Genomic DNA, 26,357 nt, shown 5'->3' with positions numbered 1-26,357 from the left:
GTCGGTCGCCCCGCTCGAGTCGCCCGTCGGTTCGGCCGCCTCGTCGCCGTTCTTGACCGCGATCACGAGCGCCGCCAGATAGCCCGCCAGCAGCGCGAGGAGGACGGCCCCTTCGAGCCGCGAGACGAGGCCGTTCGCGAGGACGGCGACCGCGATGGCCGTCGAGGCGGCCATCGCCAGTACGTCCCGGCGAAGCAGCGGCTCGGACACGCGAAACGGTGCGATGACGGCGACGAGCCCGAGGATCACGCTCAGATTGAACACGTTCGAGCCGACGACGTTGCCGACCGCGACGTCGCCCCGGCCCTCGAGCGCGGCCCCCGTCGAGACGACGATTTCCGGCGCGGACGTGCCGAAGGCGACCACCGTGAGTCCGACGACGAGCGCCGGGATCCCGGCCGCGCCGGCGAGCCGCGAGGCGCCGGTCACGAGGAAGCGAGCGCCGATCCAGAGGGCGAGAACGCCGACTATCAGCGAAGCGACGTCTCCGACGGGGAGCATCGTATCGGACGCTTTTGGAGGGGGCAAGCAAAAACGGCAGGGACGACCGGGACGCTCGAGCGGGCGGATCGCGAAAGGAGTATTTAAACGGGTCGCGTGACCACTCGAGGTATGGCAGACGACGGGGGCCGGCACCGCCAGAGCCGGCTGTTCACTGACGACGACGGCGGGTTCGACGCCGAGCGCGCACGCGAGGAGTCACTGCCCGTCGAGGACGGCGAGGTGATCGATACCGACGAGTTGGCCGATCACCAGACCTACCTCGAGGGCCGCGGGATCTACGACGAGCGCAACCGGGTCAACGACCTCACCGGCAAGGAGTGGAAGTACGCCACGAAGTCGGTGATCGCCGAGGGCTATCCGCCGGCCCTCCAGCACGACTTGCGGAGGGAACACGGCGGCCAGAAGCCCCCGCGGCTCTGTGCGGAGTTGATCGGCCGGTTCAGCAAGGCCGGCGACACTGTCCTCGATCCCTTCGCCGGCGTCGGCGGCACCTTATTGGGCGCAAGCGTCTGCGAACACGAGGGGACCGGCCTGCGGGAGGCCATCGGCTTCGAGCGCACGCGCCGATGGGTCGAGATCTACGAGACGGCCCTCGTCCGGGAAAACGAGGAGCGACGCGAGCGCGGCGACCCGCCACTGGCCGAGCAGGAGATGCGCCACGGCGACTGTGCGGACCTGATCGAGGAGGTCCCCGACGACTCGGTCGACCTCCTGTTGACCGACGTCCCCTACTGGCACATGGACGAACTCGAGCAGACGCGCAACGAGCGCCGGACTCGCGAGAGCAGTCTGGGTTCGTTCGACGGTCGGGACGCCGACGATGCGGGCGGCGGGAGCGGCGACGGCGACGCGAGCCCCGATTCCCGCGGAGAGGGGACGGCCGACGGCGAGTGGGAGACGAAAGCCGACTGGCTCGACGATATGGCCGCGAAGTTCGACCGCTTTGCGGACGCGGTCGCGCCGGAGGGCCACGTCGTCGTCTTCATCGGCGACATGTACCGCGAACAGTCCTACGAGTTCCTCTCCGCCGAACTCGCGCAGGCGATCGAAGCGGCCGCGCCGCTGACGCTGGCGGCGACCCTGATCTGGTACGATCCGACGAAGGACCTCCACGTCTACGGCTACCCGTTCTCGTTCGTCCCGTCGATGGTCCACCAGAACGTCCTCGTCTTCCGACCCGCCGACGATTCGGACGCCAACTGACCGTCGTCAGTCGATCGTCTGACGCAGTTTTATTGGGTTCGAAACCGTCGGAACGAACAGGCGCGCTGACGGCCTCCCCACCCCTCCCCCATCCGTCCGTCCGCGCGCCTGCTACCGTTCCTCTCCCCCCTTTCGATCCGATCGCTACCGCGAGGTTCAGGCACCGGCGGGCAACAGCGATGACCGAACGTCGGCCGCGTGGTCGGTCTCGGTGATGACCGCAACCTCGTCGCCGACCGCGAGTTCCGTCCCGGGCAACGGGATGGTCAGCGATTCGCGGGCGCGCCCATGGGCGTAGATCCGCGCGGACTCGGGCAGATCGAGTTCGCTCATCCGCTTGCCGACCGCGGGCGATCCCTCTCGGATCTCGAGAACGGTCAGTTGGAGGTTCGCCGCGAGGTCGGCGACGACGTTGAAGTCGCCGCCCAAAAGCGCCGTCTTCGCACCCGCCGCACCCAGCCGCTCGGGGTAGATGATCTCGTCGACCTCCTCGGCGTACTTCTCGTAGATGTCCTCGCGGTAGTCCTCGTCGATCCGCAGGATGGTCCGACAGCCGTGGTGGGTCCCGACCATACAGGCAGCGAAGTTGGCGTTGAGATCGGGCGTGAACGCACCGATCGCGTCGGCGGTCCCGATATCGGCGTCGACGAGGACGTCCTCGTCGGCACCGTCGCCGTGGACCGTCTCGAGCCCGTCGTCGCTGGCGCGCTCGATCCGGTCCATGTCGTTGTCGACGACGACGACGTCGTGGCCTTCCTCCGCGAGGATGCGCGCGGTCCGGGAGCCGACTCGGCCGTACCCCACGATGACAAACCTCATGTGAACAGGATACACGCTCCGGGGTGAAATACGTTCGTCCGACATCGCTGCCCAAGACGGTGCGGTGCCGCGGCGCTCGCGGCGGCCGTGGGCCGGCGGGTTCGATCGACTATGCACGAACGTGGTCACATTCCGCGTCGATCCGGACAAGAACGCTTAACTAACCCCTGTTGTTATGCTCGAGCATCCAATATGGGGGCACTCGACTCGCTCGCAGCGTACTTCCGATTCGGCGACCACGAGACCGACCTCGAGACGGAATCGATCGCGGGGCTGACGACGTTCCTGGCGATGTCGTACATCATCGTCGTCAACCCGGTCATCCTCGGCGAGGCGATCTCGCTCGAGGACTACAATACGGGTGAAGTCACGCAGATGATCACCGTCGCGACGATCCTTTCCTCGGTGGTCGCCATGCTAGTGATGGCGTTCTGGGCGAACCGTCCGTTCGGCCTCGCGCCCGGGATGGGACTGAATGCCTTCTTCGCGTACACGGTCGTCCTCGGGCTCGGCGTCCCGTGGCAGGTCGCGCTCGCGGCCGTCTTCGTCGAGGGGATCGTCTTCATTCTTCTGACCGCGGTCGGCGCGCGCCGCTATATCATCGAGCTGTTCCCCGAACCGGTCAAGTTCGCCGTCGGGGCCGGGATCGGCGTCTACCTGCTCTTTCTCGGCCTGCAGGAGATGCAACTCGTCGTCGACAACCCGGACACGCTCGTTTCGTTGGGGAACGTCGCAACCAGCGCCGTCGCGGCACTGTCGGTCGCCGGGCTCGCGCTGATGCTCGTCTTACACGCTCGCGGTATCAGAGGGTCGATCGTCATCGGGATCATCGCCACGGCCGTCGCCGGCTGGCTACTGACGGCCGTCGACGTCGTCTCGCCAGGGACGCTGACGCCGCCCGGGAGTTACGAACGAATGACGAACGAGGGGCTGGTGAGCCTGATCGCGAACGTCCAGTACGACTTCACGCCGCTGGTCGCCGGCTTCATCGACGGCCTCGGCATGATCTCCGACGATCCGCTCGTCTTCGTGATCGTCGTGTTTACGTTCTTCTTCGTCGACTTCTTCGACACGGCCGGGACGCTCATCGGCGTCTCCCAGATTGGCGGCTTCCTCGACGAGAACGGCGACCTTCCCCAGATCGAGCGCCCGCTGATGGCCGACGCGATCGGGACCACGGTCGGTGCGATGATCGGGACCTCGACGGTGACGACCTACATCGAGTCCTCGACCGGCGTCGAGGAGGGCGGCCGGACCGGCTTCACCGCGCTCGTGGTTGGGGCCCTGTTTTTCCTGTCACTGCTGCTCGTGCCGCTGATCAGCGCGATCCCACAGTACGCCTCCTATCTGGCACTGGTCGTCGTCGGGATCATCATGCTGCAAGGCGTCACCGACATCGACTGGCAACATCCCGCGTGGGCGATCTCGGGCGGACTGACGATCACGGTCATGCCGATGACCGCGTCGATCTCGAACGGGCTCGCTGCCGGGATCATGAGCTACCCGCTCGTCAAAGGCGCGATGGGCGAGGCCGACGACGTCTCGACCGGGCAGTGGGTACTCGCGATCGCCTTCGTCGCCTACTTCGCCGTCTACTTCGCCGTCGACGCCGAGATGCTCTCGTTCTGACGGTCCCGTCTCCGTCTGCCATCCGTGTTTCGCCCGCGAGCCGCCGTTTCGCCGCCCCGAGGTTCCGGCAACCGCTCGGTCGACCGGTGGGCTGATACGGCCTCCGGGCCACTAGTCGACCATGGCAGACATCACGATGTACGAACTCCCCGGCTGTCCGTACTGCGCGAAGGTCCGCTCGAAGCTCGACGAACTTGAGCTCGAGTACGACACCATCGAAGTGCCCCGTTCCCACGACGATCGAACGGAGGTCCAGGAGGTCAGCGGCCAGACCGGCGTGCCGGTCATCGTCGACGAGACCAACGGGGTCGATGGGATGTCGGAAAGCGACGACATCGTCGAATATCTGGAGGAGACCTACGGCGGCGCGGCCTGAAACCGACTCGAGCAACTGTTTTCGTGGGGCAGACTGCGTCGCAGTCGCTTTGGTGACGGCCGGTAGAGCGAACTATTCGTCCCGCCAGAACCGACTCGAGAACAAACTGAACACCGTAAAGAGGGGGTAGCCGACGACGACGGAGACTGTGAGAAACAGAACCGCGTCGCCGGCCGTCGTCACGGTCGTGCCGATGTTGAACACGAGTCCGAGGACGGCGAGGACCGCCACGGAGAGGGCGCGGTATTCACTGACAAGATCGACGTGAGTATCGAGTGTCATCAGGGTGTGTATTCGTGAGTGGTGAGCCTCCCCAAGACGGCGGCCGATCAGGCCGCTTCCTCGTAGTCGGCACGTTCCCGGATGACATCGCGGAGTTCGTCGGCGTTCCGGAGGTCGTCGAGTTCGTCGCGTTCGACCAGGGCGGTGCCGTCGACGTTGTCCTGTTTCGCCCGGTCGACGACGTAGACCGATCGGGTGCGGGTCACGCGACCGATCGAACTCATGATCCGGGCGCGTTTCTCCGCGGCCTTGGTGAACTCGGAGTGGCCGGTCAGGACGACGTCGCTGTCGTCTTCGTCCTCGCTGACCGCGGTAAACGGCGAGCGGACCGTCGGATGGACGCTGTAACCGGCCCGGGTGAAGACGGCGACGACCCGTTCGTCGTCCGGGTCCGCCTCGGGGTCGTCCGGGGTCGCCTCGCTCTCGTGGACGTCGTCGGCCCCCTCGAGGACGTCGACGGGGCTGGTCAGCGGCGCGTCAAAGAGGTCCTGAAGTTCCAGCGCGACCTCGACGGAGGCGTTCATGCCGTCCTCGTACTTCGAGACGGTCCGTCGGGAGACGCCGAGTTCGCTGGCGAGTTGGCCCAGACTCCAGTCGCGGTCCTCGCGTTCGTCGGCCAACAGGTCACCGTCGATGTTGACGTAGAGGCCGCCCGGGGCGGCGTAGATCAGCGGCGGTACTTCCTCGATAAAGAGGTTATACGCCGTGTCGGGGCTGAGGACCGGCACGCCGTGTCGGAAGTAGGTGACGTCGGGTTTCAGGTCCTCGTCGCGACTCCGCAGGCCGATGACCAGCGGCGTCGCCCGGAGGTAGGTCCCCAGCCGCCGCATCTCGTGGCCGGTCGCTTCGTTGAACGCGTCGATGTTCGCGAGGATCTTGACCAACAGCAGATCGTCGCCGCGGCGCGCGGCGATATCGAAGCTCTTCGGCCGGATCGCACACCGGTCGCTTACCACGAATCCCGCGTCCTCTAACATCGCGGTCACGTTGCCGACCATTGCGGAGCGGGACATAGGGGGTTGTAAGCGATTCCTCCTATAAGACGTTTTCCCCGATATGTCCGTGTGCCGTGTCGCGATTCGGACCCGTACCGGGAATATGCTTATATAGTTGGTTCGACCCGCGACCGGTGCCGATCCCCGACGACAACGCCGTCCCGAAAGGGGTTACCCGCTGCCCGGCCAAGGACCGCCGATGACCGTCGTCGGGATCGACGATACCGACTCGCGCGAGCGCGGGATGTGTACGACCTACCTCGCCGCGACGATCGCGGATCGACTGCAACGGGACCACGGAGCGGCGCTTTCCCGCATCCTCCTCGTCCGGCTCAACCCCGCCGTCGAGTACAAGACGCGGGGCAACGCCGCACTGGCGATCCACACCGACTGCGATCCCGACACGGCGTTCGCCGTCGCCCGCGACCGCCTCGAGGCGCTTTCCGAAACCGCCGACGAACGCACGAATCCCGGGCTGGTCGTCGCGGATCACGACCCTGGCGACGTGGCCGACGCGGTGAGCCGATTCTCGCGGGCTGCGATCCGCGATCACCTCGCGATCGACGACGCCGTAGCGCTCGTCGACGGCTGTGGCTATCGGTCGTGGCATGCCGGGGACGGCCGGGGCCGGATCGGCGCGCTGGCCGCCGTCGGCGCGTGGGCGGCGCTCGAGGAGTGGACCTACGAGTACATCTCCTATCGCGAGCCGAATCGCTGGGGAACGCCCCGCGACGTCGATCACGACAGCGTCTTCGCGGCGGCCGACCGGGGCTATCCCGCTGTCTGGGACACCGTCGATCGCGGCGAGGACGAGACCGTCTGCGTCCCGCATACGCCGGGCCCGATCCTGCACGGGATCCGCGGCGACGATCCGGACGCGGTCCGGACGGTCGCCCGGCGGATCGAGGCCGAACCGGCCGCTTCGAGCCAACTGTTCGTGACCAATCAGGGGACCGACGTCCACCTCCGGGACGGCTCGATCCCCGAAGTGCGGGACGGACGGGCCTACCGGCTCCCCGGCCGGGTCGCCAGCGGGCCCGAGACCCGCCGCGGCGGCCACGTCTTCGTCGACCTCGAGCCGCCCGAGGTCGGCGAGAGCGCAGCGACCGAGCGGCTGACCTGTGCCGCCTTCGAACCGACGAAACGGTTCCGCGATCGGGTGCGGGCGCTCCGGGTCGGCGACCGCGTCACGGCCTGTGGTGAAGTGGCGGACGGGACGCTCAAACTCGAGAAGCTGGCGGTCCGCGATCTCGTCCGCACCGAGCGGGTGACGCCGACCTGTCCCGACTGCGACCGGCGGATGAAAAGCGCCGGCCGGAATCAGGGGTACCGCTGCCGGGACTGCGGGACGAGCCGGGACGAGAAGGCGACTCGACGCCTCGAACGAGGCCTCGAGCGCGGCTGGTACGAGGTGCCGCCGTGTGCGCGTCGCCACGTCGCGAAACCGCTGGTTCGGGGCGGGTTCGACGCGCCGACGCACCCGGAGCGGTAAGTGGAATCAGCGGACGCTGGTTCGGGGCGGGTTCGACGCGCCGACGCACCCGGAGCGGTAAGTGGAATCAGCGGACGCTGATGCCGCGGCGGGTGAGAAACTCGTGGACGTCTCGGATCTCGACGGGACTTCCGATGATCCGACGGCGCTCTTCGCCGGCCGGCGCGATCGTGACGGTGAACGCCTCGTCGAGCTGCGGCTCGAGGGACTCGAGGGTCTCCGCGGGAAGCACGATCTGGGTGCTGTCACGCAGCTGCGACGCGTTCGACATACTCGAGGGTCGCCCGCAGGTCGTTTAGGTGTACCGGAATTTCGTTGTGAATGGTAATTATACTGGGTAGTAGTAGCGGGGATTATCGGCCGATGCGGACCCCGGCCGGCGACGGCGATTCGAGACGCTCAGCTACCGCGACGGCGAGATCGCGCTCCGTTTCGATCGTGCATCAGTCAGTCCCGTAGACCGTTACCGTCCGCGTGTCGCTCGCGTGGGTCGATCGGACCGACACCGGGAACGTATCGTCGTTCGCGACGGGGTAGGTGTCGTAGCCAAGTCGGACCGTCGTCGTCTCACCGGGCGTGAGTCCGACGCTTCTGGAATCGACCACTTCCGGCGAATGGCCGACCACGAGTTCGACGTCGCCCGACCCCGCGGCTCCGCCGACGTTTTCGACGGTCGCGGTCACCGCGAGGAATTCGCCGCCCGACACCGGCGCGTTCGTTCCGGTGATCGACACGGCGAACTGCGCCTCGTCGTCGCCGTCGCCCCCGTCGCGCCCGTAGACGAGGACCGACTGCGAAGCACTGTCGTCGCCCGTCCGCACGCGGACGGGGAACTCGTCGTCGTTCGCGACGGGATAGGTGTCATAGCCCATCGTGACCGTCGTCGTCTCGCCAGCCCCGACGGCGACCGATCGGCTATCGACGGTCGTCGGATCGTGCCCCACCACGAGTTCGACCTCGCGACTCGCCGGCCCCTCGCCCGTGTTCGCGAGCGTGGCCGTCACCTCGAGGAACTCGCCACCCGTGACCGGTGCGTTCGTCTCGAGGCCGGTCACCGACAGATGGCCGTGTTCGGCCGCGTCATCGGTTCCGATGACGGTGACGTCGGTCTCGGCGGCGGCGTGGCGCGTCTCGACGCGGGCGGGGAACGTCTGGGTGTTGCGGACCGTCGCAGTGGTGAACTCGAGGGACACCGGCTCGGACTCGCCCGCGAACACCTCGACGGTCTCGCTGTCGACGTGGGTCGGATCGTGACCGACGATCAGATCGACGGTCGCCTCGACGAACCCGTGATAGGTCGAGTGCCCCTCGACCGCGACCTCGGCGTCGACGACGAGGTCCTCGCCGGCGTGAACCGGCGTGTTCGTCCCGGTGATCGAGACGTCACGCAGCGCCTCGACAGACGGGCCGTCGGTCTGGGCTGCCCGCGTCCGACCGTCGCGACAGATGGCCCACGCGGCCATCGGATAGCCGCCGATGAACCAGATCGCATCGCCCCCGGTCGTAGCGTAGGTGACCGTCGCCGTCGACCCCGACAGATCGGCCCGCTCGAGGTAGGTTGCGTTGCGCCCTTCCTGCCAGACGAGCCAATGGAGAACGCCGTGGTCGTCGGCGGCCGTCGCGGTGACCTCGATCGACTCGTTCGGCGTGATAGTCGTGTCGGGTCCCGGTTCGCAGGTCAGTTCGACGGTCGGTGCCGACGGTGCGTCGTCGGTGACGGTAACCTGCCACGCGAGGCTCGCCCCGTCGACGGTCACCGACACCTCGTAGACGCCGGGCTCCTCGAATCGGCCGTGAGCCGCCGGATGCCCCGTCCGATACGTGTAACTCCAGAAGGGGGCCGCTCCCGCGAGGTCGGCCGCTCCCGGCCCCTCGACCGTCCACTCGGCCGTCGCCGGATCGACGCCCGGCGTTGCCGCCGCTTCGAACACGACGTCTTCGCCGGGCCGGACGCTCGTTGCGTCGTCGACTGGACACCCCCGCTCGAGTGCCCGCTGTGCCCGCCCGGTCCCGAGCGTCGCGAGCGCTCCCACGGTTCCCACCGCCGTGACGTACTCCCGCCTGTGCATACGCTGACATACCGCTCGGGGAACGGTATAGCTAATCGAAGCTCTCGGGAACGAACCGGCGCGAGGAAACGACCGTCCGGGTTTCCGGCACCTCTCGGGGAGCCCACGCGGAGTCTCGAAAGGGTTTTTCGGCCCGACCGGCTGTGTACGACCAAATGGGGCTCGAGGACGAGATCGAGGAGATCGAAGAAGAAATCGCCAACACGCCCTACAACAAGTCCACGGAGGCCCACATCGGCCGGTTGAAGTCCAAGCTCGCCGAGAAAAAGGAGAAACTCGAGAACCAGCAGTCCGGCAGCGGCGGTGGCGGCGGCTACTCCGTTGAGAAACACGGCGACGCGACCGTCGCGCTGGTCGGCTTCCCGAGCGTCGGCAAGTCCTCGCTGTTGAACTCGATGACCAACGCCGAGAGCGAGACCGGCTCCTACGAGTTCACGACGCTGGACGTCAACCCCGGGATGCTCAGCCACCGCGGCGCGAACATCCAGATGTTGGACGTGCCCGGACTGATCGAGGGCGCGGCCGCGGGCAAGGGCGACGGCCAGCAGGTACTCGCGGTCGTGCGCAACGCCGACCTGATCGTCTTCATGCTCTCGGTGTTCGAGATCGAACAGTACGACCGTCTCCAGAAGGAACTCCACGACATCAACATCCGCGTCGACCAGCAGCCCCCGCGGGTCACGGTCCGTCCGAAGATCAAAGACGGCATCAAGATCACCTCGAGTACCGACCAGGACCTAGACGAGGAGACGATCAAGCACGTCCTCCGCGAACACGGCTACGTCAACGCCGACGTCAACCTCCAGGAGAACGTCACCATCGACCGGCTGGTCGACGGCCTGATGGAAAATCGCGAGTACATCCCCTCGATCACCTGCGTCAACAAGGTCGACCTCATCGACCCCGACTACAAGGAAACCGTCGACGAGCAGTTGCGCGAGCGCGGCCTCGACCCCGAGGAAGTAACCTTCATCAGCGCCGAAGAGGAGAAGGGCCTCGAGGCGCTCAAGGATCGCCTCTGGGAGAACCTCGGGCTCATTCGGGTCTACATGGACAAACCCGGCCGCGGGATCGACTGGGAGGAGCCGCTGGTCGTCGAGGAAGGCGCGACCGTCGGCGAGGCCGTCGCGAAACTCGGCGGCGAGATGGAAGAGCGGTTCCGTTTTGCGCGAGTGACCGGCCCGAGTTCGGCCCACGACCAACAGCAGGTCGGGACGGATCACGTCCTCGAGGACGAGGACGTACTGAAACTGATTCTGCGACGGTAGCGCGTCGACGGGTTCGGCCGAGCGGACGATACCCTGCCGGAGACTATCAGTACGTCGCTTCCTACTCGAACGATTGCGTTTCGATTAGTGTGTGAATCGTTTCAGTGCGTACTATCGTCGGCTATACTGCCGTTTACTAGCCCGCCTCAGTGAGTTTCTGATAGCCTCGGGTTTCTGACCTGAACGGGTTCGAAACGGAACGCTCAAAAATATCCGGCAGCCCCACTAGTAGGTAGATATGGTTGCTATCGAGTGGCTCTCACAGTTGATCGGTTCGGGGATACTCTCGCTCGTCCCGCCGCTACTGGCGATCGCCCTTGCGATCGCGACCCGCCGACCGATGCTGGCGTTGTTTCTGGGCATCTGGTCGGGTGCGATCATCCATACCGGCGGCCACGGCATCGCACAGACCTTCGACTGGATCGTGGCCGCGATCATCGTCGACGACGGCTTCCACGTCCAGATCCTCGTCTTCACGCTGCTTCTGGGCTCCGGTGTCGCTCTCATCTGGCGACTCGGCGGCGCGATCGCCGTCCGAAACTGGGCCACAAACCGCCTCGAGACGCAACAGACCGTCGGACTGACCACGTGGGGGCTTGGCATCGCCATGTTCTTCGACGACTACGCCAACACCGCCATCGTCGGCAGTACCATGCGGGAAATCTCCGATCAGTTGCGGATCTCCCGCGAAAAGCTCGCCTACATCGTCGACTCGACGGCCGCGCCCGTCGCGACGCTTGGCATCTCGAGTTGGGTCGCGTTCCAGCTGTCGCTGATCGGCAGTGCCTACGAGGAGATGGGTGTCGCGGGTGAGGCCCCGACGGCGTTCGCGACCTTCGTGCGCTCGATTCCGTACAACACCTACGCACTGCTGGCGATCGTCATGGTCGGGATCGTCGTCTACACCGGCCGGGACTACGGCGAAATGCTCGACGCCGAACACCGCGCCCGAACGACGGGCGCGGTCAACCGCGAAGGGGCACAGCCGCTCCAGAAGGTCGAGGAAGACCTCGGCGAGCCGATCGACGAGCGGCCGATGTTGCGGACCTTCTTCGCGCCCGTCGTCGTCCTGGTCGCGGTCACGCTCGCGGGCGCGTTCTGGACGGGATATCAGTCCTGGCAGTCGAGTCAGGCCGAGGCGGGAGCGCCGACTGCGTTCGGTGCAGCCGTCAACGACGCGGGATTCACGCAGGTACTGATCGATGTCGTCGGGGCGGGCAGCTTCGCGACGGCGCTGATATGGGGTTCCTTCGCCATGGTCGTGACCGCGATCGCGATCGGCCTCGCCTACGGCCTGTTCGACATCGGCGAGGGCGTCGAGACCGTCATCGACGGGTTCGGAATCATGCTGACGGCGGTGACCATCCTCGTCCTCGCGTGGACGATCAGCAGCGTTGCGGAGACGCTCGGCACCGGCGAATACGTGGCGACTGTCGCCGAACCGTACCTCTCGGAAGCGTTGCTCCCCGTCCTCATCCTCTTCGTCGCCGCGTTCGTCGCGTTTACCATGGGGTCGTCGTGGGCGACGATGGGACTCGTCACCCCGATCGCGGTCCGGGTCGCCTACGAGTTCGGAAGCGGGTTCGAACTCGTTCCGGTCGCCGTCGGTGCCGTCTTCTCCGGTGCGATCTTCGGGGATCACGCCTCGCCGATCTCCGACACCACGGTCCTCTCGGCGACGTTTAGCGGTGCGGACCTGATCGATCACGTTCGCACGCAACTACCCTACGCCCTGACCGTCTTCCTCGTGGTCGTCGGCTGCTACCTGCTCAACGGCTATCTCGGCGTCCCGCCGATCGTCTTCCTCCCGCTCGGCGTCGTCGTCCTCGTCGGTCTCGTCGTCGGCCTCTCGGAACTCGACGCCGGCCGGAAGGGGCTCGAGCCGGTCGCGACGGAGCCGGTCGTCTCCGGGCCCGAGCCAGAGGGAGAAATCGACGCGGACTCGACGGGTGGAGACGAGTAGCCCGCCGCCTCCGCCACGTTTTTGCCGTCTGCTGGCCTGTCTTCGCGTATGGACGGAACGCTCGATCACACGATGATTCGCGTCGCCGATCTGGAGGCGTCTCTCGACTGGTACCAGTCTCACCTCGACTATGAGGAGAAAGACCGCTACGAGGGCGACGGCTTCACCATCGTCTACCTCGGGCCCGAAAACATGCACGAGGACGGCGCGATGCTCGAGATCACCCACAACGAGGGCGAGGAGCCCGACGTGGGCGACGCCTGGGGGCACGTTGCGGTCCGCGTTCCCGAGGGCGAACTCGAGGACTACTACCAGCAGCTCATGGACGAGGGCGTCGACGATTATCGAGACCCCGAGTCCTGTGGCGGGCGCTACGCGTTCGTGAAAGACCCCGACGGTCACGAGATCGAGATCGTCCAGCGCGAGACCGGCGCGCTGTGGTCGCTCGATCACACCATGATCCGCGTCGAGGACGCCGACGAAGCGCTCGGCTTCTGGACCCGGAAGTTCGGCTACGACGAGGTCGGCCGCTGGGAGGCCGACACCTTCGCGAACTACTTCGTCGAACCCGCGGACGCCGCCGACGAGGCGATGTCCGTCGAACTCACATACAACTACGACGGCCGCAGCTACGATCTGGGCGACGCCTGGGGTCACCTCTGTGTCCGCCTCGACGACCTCCACGACGACTGGGAGCAGCTCATGACCCGGGAGGCCGAAGACTACCGCGATCCCGAGAGCTGCGACGACATGTACGCCTTCACCAAGGACCAGGACGGCCACGAGATCGAACTCATCGAGCGGGATCTCGAGGCCGACTCGCTGTTCCCGTTCTGAGCCGCCTGCCGCCATTTGTTTCCCTTTTCGCGCGACGACGAGGCCGTCTCGAGCCGGTCAGCACTCGAGCCGTCGGCGACGAGGGCAACCGCTAGAGGTCCGGGATCGGCACGACGACGACCGGCCGGTCCGCATCCGCAAGCAATCCCCGCGTGGTCGAGCCGAGGTCGCGCGTCGCATCGGGATCGCCGCTGTGAGCCCCCACGACGAGTTCGTCGGCCGCCGAGGCTGTAGCCGCGTCGCGGAGTTCCGCGACCGGGGAGCCGGTACGGACCTCGGTCTCGACCTCGCCCACCGTCGCGAGCCGAACGGGGGCGACGTTCAACGCCTCCTCGCAGTCCCGGCGCGCCGTCGGGTCGTCGGCTGGCGCGACGGCGACCACGGTGACGGCGTCGTCGCCGTTCGCCCGTTCCTCGAGGTAATCACAGATCGCTGCGGTGGTGTGGACCGAGTCGGTTCCGACGAGATACTGCATGGCCGTTAGCAGGGTTGGGGTCGACACAAACCTATGGGATCGGGACCGTCGAACGCGTCGGTCGGGCGGATTTTCCGACTCGGAAAACGCTCTCGGATCACTAATAGGAACGGGGCAGTAGCGGGAAACGGGGGACGTGATAGGCAATCCCCGCACGCCTGCGTGGTCCCCCGCTTCCCCGCATCCGATCATCCCACGGCCGCGACGCCTTCCCCACACGTCCCCGCGATTCTCCCCTCGCGCGGGGACGTGCGGCGTCGGCCGTTCCCCTGAGCGGTGGTCCCTGCCGCTTCGGCCCGCCTGACAACTCAATGCCGACCGTACAGCGAGTACGTGATCGCAACTAGCCCGAGCAATCGACTCACGTTTTCGAGCAGTGCGATGACGACCTGATCGGGATCGACCAACGTCGTCACGAAGACGTTGAGCAGGAAAGGAAACACCGTCAACAGCAAGAGCCCGATGGCCAGATAGAGCATCGACTGCGCGTCGTTGCGCCGGTACCCCCGGTACGCCTGATACGCGATAACCGCGCCGAACAACGCGACGAGGAAGAGACTCGCGACGGTCAACAGCTCGAACAGCGTCGCCTCGTCGATCCGGACGACGTTCCGACTCATCGCATCCCCTCCCACATCCGGGTGAACTTGTCGGCGACGTCTTCCTCGCGATACGTCAACTCGAGTTCGAACGATCCCTCCTCCAAGGACAGTTCGAGGTGGTCGAGGTTCGCACTATAGACGCTGTAGTGGTTGCCGTCGGATGCGAGTTCGGTCTCCTCGGTGACGAGGCGACACTCCTCGAGGCGATCGAGTCGTCGATAGATCGTCGGGAGGGAGGCATCACACCGTTCGCTCAGGGTACTAGCAGACATGGGTTCGACGCTCGTGTGGGTGAGGATTTCCCGTGCGTACTCGTCGTCGAGAACCGAAAGCAGGGTCGACAGGTCGGTTTCCTCACTCACTGGTATGGCAGTTCCTTCCGCCATGGCTATCAAAAGCGGTCCGGTTTTTCTGGCTGAGAAAACACCCCGCCGTGGAGACGACATAGGGTTCGGAGAACGGAACGTGGGTGAGTAACATGGCTGTAGCGTGATGAGCATTGATAGGCGATGCGGCGTTCCCGTTCGAGGAACTGACATCCGGCTCATCACACGGACGTCGCTGGACGGTATTGTGGATTCGTTTTTGAGCAACGAGACGATGAGAGGACACGAATGTCAGACGTTTTCTATATCACCACCAATATTTTTCCAAGCTATAGAATTTTTTAATAGATCGGAGCCGTATCTTCTATTGAGATAGAAGAATGAGTATGCTAAATTATATAACTATAACATTTTTGTTATACATGAGCGCTCTCCCAGCACTATACAGCGCCTATACGGTGTACGACAAGCGGCGGAAACCGGCAATCCAATGGTTTATTCTCTTCATGGTTCTGGCGGCCGCCTGGGCATTTCTTTACGCGACGATGAATCTAGTCCCAGCCGCTGGCCTTACGTATGCGATCGCGAACGTCTTCTGGACAGTCGTTACTGCAACAGGTGGCGCGTTCTTCCTGTTCGCGTATGAGTTTGCCTACAAACAACCGCTATCGAACAGAGCTGCCATCCTCTTTTTTCTGCCTGCGATCGTATTCTTCGCCCTTAGTTGGATCAATCCGGGTGATATCGTCTACACTGCCGAGTACACTGTTGGGACCGACGGCGTGCTTCAAGTCGGATTTCCACAAGGAATCCTGTTCGTCGGTATCGTTCAGGGGTACGGCTATCTGATGACGATCGCCAGTACTGCGCTTTTCTTCGCAGAAGCCATCCACTCGGACGGAAAGCATCGCAGACGAGCGGTGACACTCGCGATATTCTTCATCGGCGTACTGGTCGCCACGACACTCACGATCGTCGATTACCTTCCCCCATACTACGATGGAACCGCGCTACTGTACGGGTTCGCGGGAATCTACTTCGCTCACTCCGTGAACCGGCATGGGTTTCTGGAGTTCTCACCCGTCGCTCGAAACCAAGCGTTCAATGCCATCAACGAAGCGGTCTTCATTCTTAACGCCGAAGACGAAATCATCGACGGGAACAGTACCGCTGCTGAAACGTTCGATGTGAACTTGGACTCCCGAGAACGTATCGAGGACGTCTTGCCGACCCGTTCTTCGACAGGCGAAATCGAAGGGGCGTTCTCTCGGACGGAGCGTGGCGAACTCAAGTACTATACAACGCAGACGCAACCGTTTGCGTACGGTCGTGGGTTGGCCGGGAAATTAATCGTCGTCGGAGAAATAACGGAACTCAAACAGCGGGAGAAAGAACTCGAGCGGATAAAAGACGTTCTAATCAGGTTCTTTCGACACGATATCCGTACGTCGATGCAGATTATTCTCGGTCAATCGGAAAGTCTCCAAAAGGACCTTCCCGATGGGGGTGACGATAATTTGACAGATATTGTGGATACATCGGAAGACATCGTGAACAAAGCCCACAAAATTAGGCTTATCGATAGTGTGATCGGTGAGGACCGGAACGTGGTTGCTAGCCTCCCGGAAATGGTCGAAGACGGTATAACGAAGGCCGAAATTCCCTCGGATACCGTTCTCGAGGTGTCAATCCACGATGTCGACGTGCAGTGTCATTCGAAATTCGCTTTCGCCGTTCAGGAACTAATCGAGAACGCGGTCGAACACCGTGGCCAGCCCGATCAAGCTACCGTGGTGCTTCGGAGCGAAATAGAGGAGCACGCTGTAACGTTATTCGTCGAAGACGACGGCCAGGGTATCCCCGAAACCGAACTCGAGGTGCTAAGAGAGGAAGGAGAGACCCAAATGAGTCATCTTAGCGGGATCGGACTCTGGATCGTGAAGTATCTGACCGAAAAGGCGGGCGGTGTCTTCGAGTGTAGAAATCAGCACAGCGGCGGTGCACAGGTCCGTATTACGCTTCCCGTTCCTGCGGAGTCCGAGGATGAGCCAGCCCGGACCGTTTCGGATAGGTAAGTGTTCACATGTTCTTCGAACGGAGCCATTCGACGGCGTTTTGATTCCATTCCCTCAGGAAATTTTAACTCAGCATGGTGCCTCGGTACGAGTACTGTGGATACACGGACCGTTCATACCCCCTTCCTGTTGAATCTCTGGCTTTGCATCGGCGCTGTGCTTATGGTATGCATAACCGCAATCACGCTCGATATCCCACTTTCAGCAATCGGTGTTGGGATACTCCTCCCTGCACTGGGCGTATACGTCATTTACGTCGAGGACCGGCGCAACATCAGTCCGGAAGACCGCATCAATAACGCGTACAGGACGGCGCTCGTCGAACGCTTCGATACGCCACTGCTCTATACGAGCCTCGCCAGTATCGTCATCTATCAGGCCATCACGCTCTTCTTTGCGATCGACCTCGCATCGACGTCACGAACGGGGCTCGCACTACTCATCGCACAATTGCCGCTCGTATTCATCTATACGTACGACGACTCGAAGCGCTATCCCTTCATTGATTCTGCATACGTCGCAGTGGTCTGGGCAGTGCTGATTTTCCTCCCGATATTTCTCAGTACGACGCTGCGTGTTACGATGCCAACGGTGGCGGTGTTCATGGCCTGGTTCGCCATTATTTTTGCAGGTGTCGAGTCGAGGAACGTAAACGATATCACCGGAGACGACGAAGTGAACCGCGCGACTGTTGCCTCTATTCTCGGCCCGCACCGGACGAAATACCTCGTGTTGTCATTGAAAACAGCCGGACTCGGTACGATCTACGGGTTTGGCGGAGTGATTCCGGCACTCCTCACGGTAGTATACCTGCTGTATCTCTCCCTGTTTCGTAAACTGACACGGAATATCACCCCGCCACCGGAGTACCGACCCGGAGAGCCGTCGAACGGGACGTGGTGAAAAGGGGTACTACTGCCGGAGAGAAACCCGGGCCAAACATCGTCTACAACACGCGAGGATCGTCTCGAGTCAGGTCTGTCCACCGGGTAGACGTCTCGGTGACACCCTCCTCGCCGTAAACGGCGAGGCTTCCCGTACCGCAGGTTGGGCTATTTGCCGGTCTACGATACGACCTGTTCTCTCGTGGTGAACGTCCCGCTCTCGCGGTCGAACAGGTGTACCGATGGCTGTGCCACACAGCCGTTACTCCTATCCTCACCGTGAGGACTCGGAGTTATCTTCTGTCGCATGTTTTCCGCCCCGTTACAATCCGCGTTGGCTACTAACTCACACGACGAGCAAACGTATAGGCCACGTTCGACACGGTTCGACGGCGTGTCGTCACCACACCGTGAGCAGGTCTTACTGGTGTTCCACTCGTTCTCCTTCAGCACTTCAACGCCACGAATCTTGCCTTTGTATTTGAGGTACTGGTAGATGCGGTCAAACGCCCATGAGTGCAACTTCTTGTTTCCCGTCTTGCCCCAGTCTGATTCTCGTACGTCTTCAGGCCAACTCACCGCGAGCGTGCCGACACCACGTTCGACACACTCGGTAATGATGGTGTCCGTGAGAACGTGGTAAAAATGCGTCTCGCGGTCTGCGAGTTTCCGACGCGCCCACATCGACTTTTCTGACGGGCCGTTCTCACCTTCGGTGTCGTACTCTCTACGAGTGAAGTAGTGCTTGTCCTGTTTGAGCGAGTTCCCCGGGTACAGGACGTATTCGTCGGGGAATGCGACCGTGGCCATATTCGTGATGCCAAGGTCGATACCTGCCACTTCGTCGCCTGTGGTGTCGTTCCTTTCGAGTTCGATCTTGCAGACGAGGTGCAATTCCCACTCGTCGCCGTTCCAGACCGCCCGAACGTTCTGTACCTTGTTGACCTTCGAAAGGTCAACGTCTGGGCGCGTCTGATACTCACAGAGGATGAAGTCAGACCAGTTTTCTTTGAGGTTCGAGCCTTTGCTGAGTCGGACACGGTTGTTCTCGGGGTCGTGTTTGAACCCGTCTGCTTTGAACGTGATTGTGGAACGTGGTCGGGTGTCGCCGTATTTGCGGTAGCCGGGCGGATTTGCCTCAGAGTCTGTCTGTCGCAGATCGAACCACGACTGGAAAGCGTCGGAAAGTTCTTCGATGACTTTCTGACTAGATTGGGCGTTCAAGTCTTTCCAGCACGGCTGGTTCTTCATATACGCCTTCAGTACCCCTTCAGCTGGGATTTCGCCGGTTGCGTTCCAGATACGGTCGGCTGTCCAGCGTGCGACGTTCCAAATTTTGGAGGCAGAGTCTCCGAGCGAATCGAGGCCATCGCTGACCTGTCGCTGGTTCTGGATGGAACCAATGTAGGTGCGCGTGACCTCAATCGCCATGCATAGCCTATGTAGATAATTCTACGTAATGGTGTGGATTAGCGTGGAATATCCGGTCTGCCACCGAGCGGTGGATTGTGGGGTTGAGTGACGCGATTCACGCCCGGCGTAAACGCCGGGATTCTCTCGCTGCTTAAAGATAGATACTCCGAGTCGGAGACGTGTCCGGCCCCAAGCCGGTGACGGATCCGGGTCCTGGTTGCGTTCGCCGCTTGCTGTACTCGCTTCGGCGTGTCGCGGGTTGTCGGTCGTCGAGCCGACACACGAATTGTGTATAGCAATATCTGATTTATCCACTACACAGCGGATCAGCACCGCCCGCTCTCGCCGCCGGCCCACTCGAGCCAATCGAACAATCGCTTCCGCAATCGGTCCTCGGCCACCCGCGAGAAGCGATGGCCTTCGCCAGCGAACCGCTCGAGGAGGACGTCGGTCTCGAGTCGCCGAGCGGCCGCGAAGCTGTCGGCGGGATCGACGACGTCGTCGTCCCCGCCGTGAAAGATCGCGACCGGGACCGAGAGCGATTCGACGACGTCGTCGAAGGGGTAGCGATCCAGCGCCTCGAGAAACCGACGGTCGATCCGTTCGCCGGTCTCGAACTGCACCGCCCCATCGCGGTCGATGGTCGACCGATACTCGTCGAACGTATCGGTAGTCGTCACGGGCGCACGCGTCGCGACCGCCCGCACCCGGTCGTCCGTCGCAGCGGCGTGGACAGCCATTTTCCCGCCGAAACTCGAGCCAAAGAGGACGTACGAATCCGGGTCGAAGTACTCGGTCACGGCACGGAGATCGGCCAGTCGAGCCTCGAGGGTGGCGTCGACGAACGCACCGTCGGACTCGCCACAGCCCCGGCAGTCGAACCGGACGGCGTTGTACCCCTCCCTGACGGCCCGCCGACACCGGCCCTCGTAGCTGCCGGACTTGTCGCTGCGGAGGCCGTGACAAAACACGATCCAGTCGTCCGAGTCGGCCTGGTGATGAACCGCGGCGACCTCGGGGGGCGACCCCGTCGCCGTCGCCGTTTCGATCGGGATCCTGTGTGATTTCGGCATCGTCCCGGACGACGGGCGGCAGCGTCTTGATCCCGACGCTCCCCGAGAGAAAGTGCGGGTGCCGACTCGAGCGCCCGAGCCCCGGCCGGCGAATCGTTTATCGCTCCCGACGGGGTTGGTCCGACTATGACCCGCACGACCTACCGGTGTCCGTGTGGTGCCCGCCTCGAGTTCAAACAGGACCTGCGGAAGGAACGCGGGACGCCGACGCCCAAGTGGAAATGCAAGGACTGTGGGACGCCGGTACCGGGGATGACGGCCGAGAAGATCCGGCACCAGCATCCGTCCTGAGTCGCGACTCGATCGATGCGTTCGTCTCGTGCCCCGGAGTATAAACCACATTCAGATATACGGATTCGGACGGTCCCGGTCGAGCGCGACTCGAGGATGACCCGGCGAGTCACGGATCGGATGCGTCGGTGGTGGCGAAGTGACACTTCGCGCGGCCCGGCCCGAGTCGGCGCTGGTCGGGGTCGGTTTCTGCACATTCCGGCTCGGCCATCGGACAGCGGTCCCGGAAGACACACCCGCTCGGCGGCTCGACCGGGCTCGGACGGGTGCCCTCGAGCGACGTGCCGGTCGAACTGTCTGGTTCGAGCGACGGAATCGCCTCGAGCAGTGCCGTCGTGTACGGATGTGTCGGCCGATCGAACACCCTGTCGGCGGGGCCGACCTCCATCAGTTCCCCGAGATACATCACTGCCACGCGGTCCGCGACGTGTTCGACGACGGTCAGGTCGTGAGAGATGAACAGATAGGCGAGATCGAGATCGGCCTGAAGGTCCGCGAGGACGTTGAGGAGGCGGGCTTGAACGGAGGCGTCGAGCGCGGAGACCGGCTCGTCGAGGACGACGAGCGAGGGGTCGAGTGCGATCGCACGCGCGATCGCGACGCGCTGGATCTGTCCGCCCGAGAGTTCGTGGGGGTAGCTCGTCGCCTGCTGTTCCGAGAGCCCGACGCGATCGAGCAACTCGCGGACGCGGTCCGTGCGACGAGGCCGGTTCCAGCCGACACTCCGGAGCGGTTCACCGATCGTTCGCTCGACCGTCAGTCGGGGGTTGAGACTCGAGTGCGGGTCCTGAAAGACGACGCCGACGTCGGTGAGGGTAGCGGCATCGCGGTCGGCGACGCTGCCGACCGGCGTCCCGTCGATTCGGACCGTCCCGGTCGTTGGTCTCTCGAGGCCGGTAATCAGCGATGCAAGCGTGGACTTGCCACAGCCGCTCTCGCCGACCAGCGCGAGCGTCTCTCCGGCCCGGATCTCGAGGTCGACCCCGTCGACGGCCCGGAGCGTGTCGTCGGCTCCGAAGAGGCGTTCGATCGGCCCGCTCGCGAGCGAGTAGTGTCTGGAAACGCCCTCGAGTTCGACGATCGGGGACGGTCGGTCCGAGTCGGCGGGGGCCGATTCGGGAGCCGCGGTCGATTCGGATCTGGCACCGGGAGCGCCCGTCCTCGAGGGCGGGGTATCCGACTCGGACCAGTTCGACTCGACGCAGGTGACGCTTCCGCGGTCGTCGGCGAGAGCAACGGTCGGGACCTCCTCGTCCCGACAGGCGGCAGTCGCGTACTCACACCGGGGGGCAAACGGACAGCCCGCCCGATCGGCGGTCGGTTCGGGAACCGATCCGTCGATCGTCGGGAGTCGGCTTTCCCGGTCGACGCGCTGGGGGAGACACTCGAGCAGCGCCTTCGTGTACGGGTGGCGAGGGTCCTCGAGGATGCGTTCGGTCGGGCCGGTTTCCATCACCTCGCCGGCGTACATCACGACGACGCGGTCGCAGATTTCGGCGACAACGCCCAGATCGTGCGTGATCAGCAGGATCGCCGTCCCGCGCTCGGCGTTGTACTGACGGAACCGCTCGAGGAGCTGTGCCTGCGTGGTCGCGTCGAGCGCGGTCGTCGGTTCGTCGGCGATCAACAGGTCCGGGTCGGATGCGAGCGCGATCGCGACGCCGGCCCGCTGGCGTTGTCCGCCGGAGAGTTCGTGGGGGTATGCGTCAACCCGGTCGGCCGGGCTGGCGATTCCGACCTGTTCCATGAGGTCGATCGCCCGTTCGCGGTACTCGCGCCACTCCGACCGGCTGCTAAACGGCGGGAGATGGAGGTACTCGAGCAGGCGCTGGGGACCGGGTTCCTCGTGGACCTTGATCGATTCGGCGATCTGCTCGCCGACGTCGAAAACGGGGTTCAGCGTCTCAGTCGGGTCCTGAAACACCATCGAGACGGTGTCTCCCCGGAGCCGGCGGAGCTGTCGGTCGGTCGCATCGGTCACAGCCACGTCGTCGAGGTGGATCGATCCCCGGACGATCTCGCCCGGGTCCTGTAGACCGACGATCGAGCGTGCGGTCACGGATTTGCCGCTCCCGCTCTCGCCGACGAGGCCGACGATTTCGCCCTGGTCGACGGTCATCGAGACGCCCTCAACTGCGCTGACGGGGCCATTGCGAGTCTGAAACTGCGTGTGGAGGTTGTCGATCGAAAGCAACGTGGAATCCATCGATTGTCCAGTCATGTCGTGATCACGTCGGTTTCTCGAGGGGTGTATCGTGGTTCGGATCGAGGACGTCACGGAGCCCGTCACCGAGCAGGTTGAATCCAAGGACGGTGAGCATGATCGCTGCGCCCGGAGCGTTCGCGAGCCACCACGCCCCCCGGAGGTGGTGGCGGCCGGTCGAAAGCATCGTTCCCCATTCGGGCGTCGGTGGCTGTGCGCCGAGGCCGATAAACGAGAGACCGGCCGTTCCCAGTATCACCGTTCCGAGGTTCATCGTCGCGAGAACGATGATCGGGCCGATGGTGTTCGGGAGGAGATGACGGATGGCGATGCGATGCCGGGAGACGCCCATCAGCCGGGCCGCCTGGACGAACTCGCGTTCTTTCGTCGAAAGAACACTGCTGCGGACGAGACGGGCGTAGGACGCCCAGCCGACGACCGCGAGTGCGAGCATCACGTTTCGGAGGCTGGGGCCGAGAATGCCGGCGACCACGAGTGCGAGTACCAGCCCCGGGAACGCGAGTTGGACGTCGACGAGTCGCATCAGGAGTTCGTCGATCAGGCCGCCGGCATAGCCCGCGAGCAGGCCGATCGCCGTCCCGAGGACGAGCCTGATCACGGTGACGGCGACGGCGATACCGAGCGAGAGCCGGGCACCGTACAGAAGTCGCGAGAAGACGTCCCGTCCGAGCTGATCGGTTCCCATCGGATGGGCCAGCGTCGGTGGCTGTAACCGGTTCACGAGGTCCTGACTCGTCGGGTCGTAGGGTGCGATGACGGGACCGAACACGGCGGCGATCGTCAGGGTGGCGACGATCACCAGCCCGACAACGTTGAGCGGGTTCGCAAAAAACGCCGCGGTCGCCCGGGACGTCCGAACCGCACGGTACCGTCGTCGAAGGCCCGCCACGAGGGCCTCGAAACGGCCGATCACGCCGTCTCACCCCCGAGCCGGACGCGGGGATCGAGATACCGGTACGTGAGATCGACGACCAGGTTCGTTACGACGAAGACGACCGCGGTAACGAGGGTGACCCCCTGTACGACCGGGTAGTTGCGTTCGAACACCGCATCGACGAGCAACGTACCAAGCCCCGGCCGCTGGAAGATTATCTCGACGACGACTGCGCCGTTCAGCAATGTCCCCAACTGGAGGCCGAGAACCGTTACGACCGGGACGAGCGCGTTTCGGAGCGCGTGTTTGTAGACGACGATCCGCTCACGGAGTCCCGTCGAGCGGGCGGTATCGACGTACGCTTCGTCGAGGACCTCGAGCATGGAACTCCGGACGAGTCGCGTGACGACGGCGGCCATGCCGGTACCCAGTGTGATCGCTGGCAACACGAGGTGGCCGACGCTGCCGGCACCGGCGACCGGGAAGACGCCGAGCGTCAGCGGGAACAGCAGGATCAGCAGGTACGCGAGCCAGAAGTTCGGCATCGAAACGCCGAGTAGCGCGCCCAGTTGGCTTGCATAGTCGATCGAGGAGCCTTGGTGGACGGCGCTGGCGACGCCAGCGGGGATCGAGATCACGAGCGCGACGACCATTGCGGCAAGGGCCAACTCGAGTGTCACCGGTAGCGCCTCCACGATCAGCGTCGAGACCGGCGTGTCGCTGTAGTACGACGTGCCGAGATCGCCCCGGCAGACGTCCAGCAGCCAGTTCAGGTACTGGACCGGGATCGGCTCGTTCAGGCCGTTTTCCGCCCGGAATGCCTCGATTTCGGCCGCAGAGGGCTGGCGGCCGAGCTGCTGGGAGAGAATGATCTCGGCCGGCTCGCCGGGCGTGAGAAATACCAGCCCGTACGTGACGAGCGAGACGCCGACCGTAACGGCAAGCGACGTCGTGAGTCGGGACGCGAGGTAATCGTAGGCAGTCATCGTCAGGCCGTTCGTGTCAGATCGCTCCACTCGGCGAACTTCTCGATCGGAGGGAGTTCGAGTCCCTCGAGCGCGGCGTCGGCGGCGACGACGTACTCCTGGTAGAACAGCGGGACGACGACGGCCGCCGCCATGATTTTCCGCTGTGCCTCGATGTAGGCGTCGCGTTTCGCGGCCGGGTCACGCGCCTGATAGCCGGTCTCGATGAGGTCATCGACCTCGCCGCCGAGGTTGTACAGCCCGGTCCCCTCGGCCTCGTAGCGGTCCTTGTTGTCGACGCCCATCGTGTGGAAACTCTCCCACATGAGGTAGTCCGCGCCGGGGCTGTTCGATCCCGTACTCCCGATCTGGAGGTGGAACTCGCCGCGGTCCGTCAGGTCGTTTATCGCTGCGCGCTCGCGGACTTCGAGACTGACGTCGACGCCGATTTCTTCGAACGACGACTGGAGAACTTGTCCGATCGTCCTCCCGTCGTCCATATCGGTGTCCACGAGACAGGTCAGTTCCGAGCCGTCGTAGGCCGACTGATCGACGAGGTCACGCGCGGCGTCCCGATCGCGTTCGTAGGTCGGCAGTTCGTCCTCGTCGACCCAGTCGATGACCGTCGATATCGGGCCGCGGGCAGGCTCGCCGACCCCCTCGAGTACCGTCTCGACGAGTTCCGTCTGGGAGACCGCGTAGTTGAGCGCGCGCCGCAGAGCCACGTCGTCGGTCGGCTCGCGATAGATGTTGAGCCAGACCGAAACCGCCCCCGCGGACTGCTGGGAGTCGACGCGAACGTCGTCGCGATCGCGAAACGACGAGAGACGACTTTTGGCCGGCATATAGATCAGATCGACCTCGCCGCTCTCGAGGAGATCGGTCCGAGTCGTCTCGTCTTCGGCCGCCCGGAACGTGAGTTCCGTCGGGGCCGGTTCGCCGCCCCAGTAGTCCGCGAACCGTTCGACGCGGACGTACTGCCCGCGCCGGATTTCCTCGAGGGTAAACGGCCCGGTACCGATGATCTCGCCCGCCTGCCGATCGGCTGCGGGCGGCTGGATGTCGATCATGTTGTGGGCGATCGTTCCGGGGAAGCCGGGGAACGGGTCCGTCGTCTCGAACGCGACGGTGTATTCGTCGCGTTTCGTGACGCTGCCCGGTTCGAGGTGGAGCCACCCGTAGACGAAGTCGCCGCGCTCGGAGAGGATGTTCTCCTCGAAGGTGTGGACGACGTCGTCGGCAGTCAGTTCCGCACCGTTGTGAAAGCGGACGCCCTTGCGGAGTTCGAACTCCCAGGTGGTGTCATCGGTAGCGGTCCAGTCGGTCGCGAGCCACGGTTTCGGTTGCATATCATCAGTGCCCCAGACCAGCGGCTCGATGACGCGTGTCCAATAGGGAGCCATGCCGCCCCAGTTGTCGTATCGACTGGTGTCGGTCGGATCCGCCGCCAGCCCGATCGTAAATGCGGTCTCGTCGGCCGTGTCGCCGGTTGCACACCCGGCAAGAGAGGCGAGTCCCCCACCGGCGATGCCGGCGAGTACCCGTCGACGTGACTCGTCCATCAGTGTCCCCTCACTGAACCTCGGGTTCGGGAGTTGTCGTTCGAGCGACGCCGTCGACACCGCCTCCCGCCGCGGAACGACCGGGCCGTCGCCGGTGTCGATACGTCACGGCCACCGTGGCCATCACTCCGCATCGATGTTTCGTTTCCAACCATT

General features: G+C 64.0%; 25 protein-coding genes. 10 read left to right on the top strand and 15 right to left on the bottom strand.

Annotation, left to right across the window (positions count from 1 at the left end):
- On the bottom strand, positions 1 to 501 hold a 501-nt coding region (locus ACSBP4_RS12870), incomplete at its 3' end, for a sodium:calcium antiporter (RefSeq protein ID WP_435552442.1).
- A gap of 111 nt (positions 502 to 612) precedes the next feature.
- On the opposite strand from ACSBP4_RS12870, the gene ACSBP4_RS12865 reads away from it, so the two are divergent.
- Positions 613 to 1,707 (top strand): DNA methyltransferase, encoded by a 1,095-nt coding sequence (locus ACSBP4_RS12865; protein WP_435552441.1) that lies wholly within the window; start codon positions 613 to 615, stop codon positions 1,705 to 1,707.
- 156 nt (positions 1,708 to 1,863) lie between these two features.
- Here ACSBP4_RS12865 and ACSBP4_RS12860 read toward each other — a convergent pair whose 3' ends face one another.
- A complete protein-coding gene (locus tag ACSBP4_RS12860; protein ID WP_006179522.1) occupies positions 1,864 to 2,526 on the bottom strand; it encodes a potassium channel family protein in 663 nt (220 codons plus the stop codon).
- Between the two features lie 192 nt (positions 2,527 to 2,718).
- Here ACSBP4_RS12860 and ACSBP4_RS12855 point away from each other — a divergent pair, with 192 nt between their 5' ends.
- Both ACSBP4_RS12855 and ACSBP4_RS12850 read left to right on the top strand, forming a co-directional pair.
- The gene (locus tag ACSBP4_RS12855) at positions 2,719 to 4,155 is read left to right on the top strand and encodes an NCS2 family permease (protein WP_049966402.1); all 1,437 of its coding nucleotides are present in this window, start codon (positions 2,719 to 2,721) and stop codon (positions 4,153 to 4,155) included.
- A gap of 121 nt (positions 4,156 to 4,276) precedes the next feature.
- Positions 4,277 to 4,531 carry a glutaredoxin family protein gene (locus ACSBP4_RS12850; protein ID WP_435552440.1) on the top strand — a complete coding sequence of 85 codons (255 nt, stop codon included), beginning with the start codon at positions 4,277 to 4,279 and terminating at the stop codon, positions 4,529 to 4,531.
- Between the two features lie 72 nt (positions 4,532 to 4,603).
- Here ACSBP4_RS12850 and ACSBP4_RS12845 read toward each other — a convergent pair whose 3' ends face one another.
- Together ACSBP4_RS12845 and ACSBP4_RS12840 are read right to left on the bottom strand one after the other, a co-directional pair.
- The gene (locus tag ACSBP4_RS12845; protein WP_435552439.1) at positions 4,604 to 4,813 is read right to left on the bottom strand and encodes a hypothetical protein; all 210 of its coding nucleotides are present in this window, start codon (positions 4,811 to 4,813) and stop codon (positions 4,604 to 4,606) included.
- Between the two features lie 47 nt (positions 4,814 to 4,860).
- Positions 4,861 to 5,826, bottom strand: coding sequence for a transcriptional regulator (locus ACSBP4_RS12840; protein WP_435552438.1), 966 nt, complete (start codon positions 5,824 to 5,826; stop codon positions 4,861 to 4,863).
- A 181-nt stretch (positions 5,827 to 6,007) separates the two neighbouring features.
- Between ACSBP4_RS12840 and ACSBP4_RS12835 the strand changes: the two genes are divergently transcribed.
- Positions 6,008 to 7,300: a TiaS agmantine-binding domain-containing protein gene (locus tag ACSBP4_RS12835; RefSeq protein WP_435552437.1), complete on the top strand. Its 1,293-nt coding sequence runs from the start codon at positions 6,008 to 6,010 to the stop codon at positions 7,298 to 7,300.
- 67 nt (positions 7,301 to 7,367) lie between these two features.
- Here the strand turns inward: ACSBP4_RS12835 and ACSBP4_RS12830 are convergent, their stop codons facing one another.
- On the bottom strand, positions 7,368 to 7,571 hold the full coding sequence (locus tag ACSBP4_RS12830; protein ID WP_006179527.1) for a VNG_1110C family protein: 204 nt from the start codon (positions 7,569 to 7,571) through the stop codon (positions 7,368 to 7,370).
- 172 nt (positions 7,572 to 7,743) lie between these two features.
- Positions 7,744 to 9,369, bottom strand: coding sequence for a hypothetical protein (locus ACSBP4_RS12825; protein WP_435552436.1), 1,626 nt, complete (start codon positions 9,367 to 9,369; stop codon positions 7,744 to 7,746).
- Between the two features lie 155 nt (positions 9,370 to 9,524).
- On the opposite strand from ACSBP4_RS12825, the gene ACSBP4_RS12820 reads away from it, so the two are divergent.
- The 3 genes from ACSBP4_RS12820 (at position 9,525) to ACSBP4_RS12810 (ending at position 13,437) form a co-directional block, all read left to right on the top strand.
- The gene (locus ACSBP4_RS12820) at positions 9,525 to 10,637 is read left to right on the top strand and encodes an OBG GTPase family GTP-binding protein (protein WP_435552435.1); all 1,113 of its coding nucleotides are present in this window, start codon (positions 9,525 to 9,527) and stop codon (positions 10,635 to 10,637) included.
- A gap of 238 nt (positions 10,638 to 10,875) precedes the next feature.
- Positions 10,876 to 12,600 (top strand): Na+/H+ antiporter NhaC family protein, encoded by a 1,725-nt coding sequence (locus ACSBP4_RS12815; protein WP_435552434.1) that lies wholly within the window; start codon positions 10,876 to 10,878, stop codon positions 12,598 to 12,600.
- 48 nt (positions 12,601 to 12,648) lie between these two features.
- Entirely contained in the window at positions 12,649 to 13,437 is a 789-nt protein-coding gene (locus tag ACSBP4_RS12810; protein WP_435552433.1) for a VOC family protein, read from the top strand.
- A 91-nt stretch (positions 13,438 to 13,528) separates the two neighbouring features.
- On the opposite strand, the gene ACSBP4_RS12805 is transcribed toward ACSBP4_RS12810, so the two are convergent.
- The 3 genes from ACSBP4_RS12805 to ACSBP4_RS12795 form a co-directional block, all read right to left on the bottom strand.
- Positions 13,529 to 13,912 carry a universal stress protein gene (locus ACSBP4_RS12805; protein WP_049966394.1) on the bottom strand — a complete coding sequence of 128 codons (384 nt, stop codon included), beginning with the start codon at positions 13,910 to 13,912 and terminating at the stop codon, positions 13,529 to 13,531.
- 308 nt (positions 13,913 to 14,220) lie between these two features.
- A complete protein-coding gene (locus ACSBP4_RS12800; protein WP_435552432.1) occupies positions 14,221 to 14,532 on the bottom strand; it encodes a DUF7521 family protein in 312 nt (103 codons plus the stop codon).
- Positions 14,529 to 14,876, bottom strand: a complete 348-nt coding sequence (locus ACSBP4_RS12795) for an ArsR/SmtB family transcription factor (protein ID WP_006179535.1) — start codon at positions 14,874 to 14,876, stop codon at positions 14,529 to 14,531. The genes ACSBP4_RS12800 and ACSBP4_RS12795 overlap by 4 nt, the downstream gene beginning before the upstream one ends.
- Positions 14,877 to 15,262: 386 nt before the next feature.
- Here ACSBP4_RS12795 and ACSBP4_RS12790 point away from each other — a divergent pair, with 386 nt between their 5' ends.
- Positions 15,263 to 16,915 carry a histidine kinase N-terminal 7TM domain-containing protein gene (locus tag ACSBP4_RS12790; RefSeq protein WP_435552431.1) on the top strand — a complete coding sequence of 551 codons (1,653 nt, stop codon included), beginning with the start codon at positions 15,263 to 15,265 and terminating at the stop codon, positions 16,913 to 16,915.
- A gap of 96 nt (positions 16,916 to 17,011) precedes the next feature.
- Positions 17,012 to 17,818: a UbiA family prenyltransferase gene (locus ACSBP4_RS12785; protein WP_233274358.1), complete on the top strand. Its 807-nt coding sequence runs from the start codon at positions 17,012 to 17,014 to the stop codon at positions 17,816 to 17,818.
- 161 nt (positions 17,819 to 17,979) lie between these two features.
- On the opposite strand, the gene ACSBP4_RS12780 is transcribed toward ACSBP4_RS12785, so the two are convergent.
- Positions 17,980 to 19,230 (bottom strand): RNA-guided endonuclease InsQ/TnpB family protein, encoded by a 1,251-nt coding sequence (locus ACSBP4_RS12780; RefSeq protein WP_435552430.1) that lies wholly within the window; start codon positions 19,228 to 19,230, stop codon positions 17,980 to 17,982.
- Between the two features lie 308 nt (positions 19,231 to 19,538).
- Positions 19,539 to 20,285: an alpha/beta hydrolase family protein gene (locus tag ACSBP4_RS12775; protein ID WP_435552429.1), complete on the bottom strand. Its 747-nt coding sequence runs from the start codon at positions 20,283 to 20,285 to the stop codon at positions 19,539 to 19,541.
- A gap of 126 nt (positions 20,286 to 20,411) precedes the next feature.
- Here ACSBP4_RS12775 and ACSBP4_RS12770 point away from each other — a divergent pair, with 126 nt between their 5' ends.
- The gene (locus ACSBP4_RS12770; protein ID WP_162834900.1) at positions 20,412 to 20,576 is read left to right on the top strand and encodes a hypothetical protein; all 165 of its coding nucleotides are present in this window, start codon (positions 20,412 to 20,414) and stop codon (positions 20,574 to 20,576) included.
- Between the two features lie 109 nt (positions 20,577 to 20,685).
- Here the strand turns inward: ACSBP4_RS12770 and ACSBP4_RS12765 are convergent, their stop codons facing one another.
- The 4 genes from ACSBP4_RS12765 to ACSBP4_RS12750 are packed head-to-tail and all read right to left on the bottom strand — an operon-like array spanning position 20,686 to position 26,201.
- Complete coding sequence (locus ACSBP4_RS12765; protein WP_435552428.1) at positions 20,686 to 22,797, bottom strand: dipeptide ABC transporter ATP-binding protein; 2,112 nt, start codon at positions 22,795 to 22,797, stop codon at positions 20,686 to 20,688.
- A 7-nt stretch (positions 22,798 to 22,804) separates the two neighbouring features.
- Positions 22,805 to 23,713 (bottom strand): nickel transporter permease, encoded by a 909-nt coding sequence (gene nikC / locus ACSBP4_RS12760; RefSeq protein ID WP_435552427.1) that lies wholly within the window; start codon positions 23,711 to 23,713, stop codon positions 22,805 to 22,807.
- A complete protein-coding gene (nikB, locus tag ACSBP4_RS12755; protein ID WP_049966386.1) occupies positions 23,710 to 24,660 on the bottom strand; it encodes a nickel ABC transporter permease in 951 nt (316 codons plus the stop codon). The genes nikC and nikB overlap by 4 nt, the downstream gene beginning before the upstream one ends.
- A gap of 2 nt (positions 24,661 to 24,662) precedes the next feature.
- Positions 24,663 to 26,201 (bottom strand): ABC transporter substrate-binding protein, encoded by a 1,539-nt coding sequence (locus tag ACSBP4_RS12750; protein ID WP_435552426.1) that lies wholly within the window; start codon positions 26,199 to 26,201, stop codon positions 24,663 to 24,665.
- Positions 26,202 to 26,357: the final 156 nt, after the last annotated feature.

This window comes from Natrinema sp. CGMCC1.2065 (genome assembly GCF_051225675.1).
GTDB classification, from domain to species: domain Archaea; phylum Halobacteriota; class Halobacteria; order Halobacteriales; family Natrialbaceae; genus Natrinema; species Natrinema thermotolerans.
This window is presented reverse-complemented; position numbering and strand designations above follow the sequence as displayed.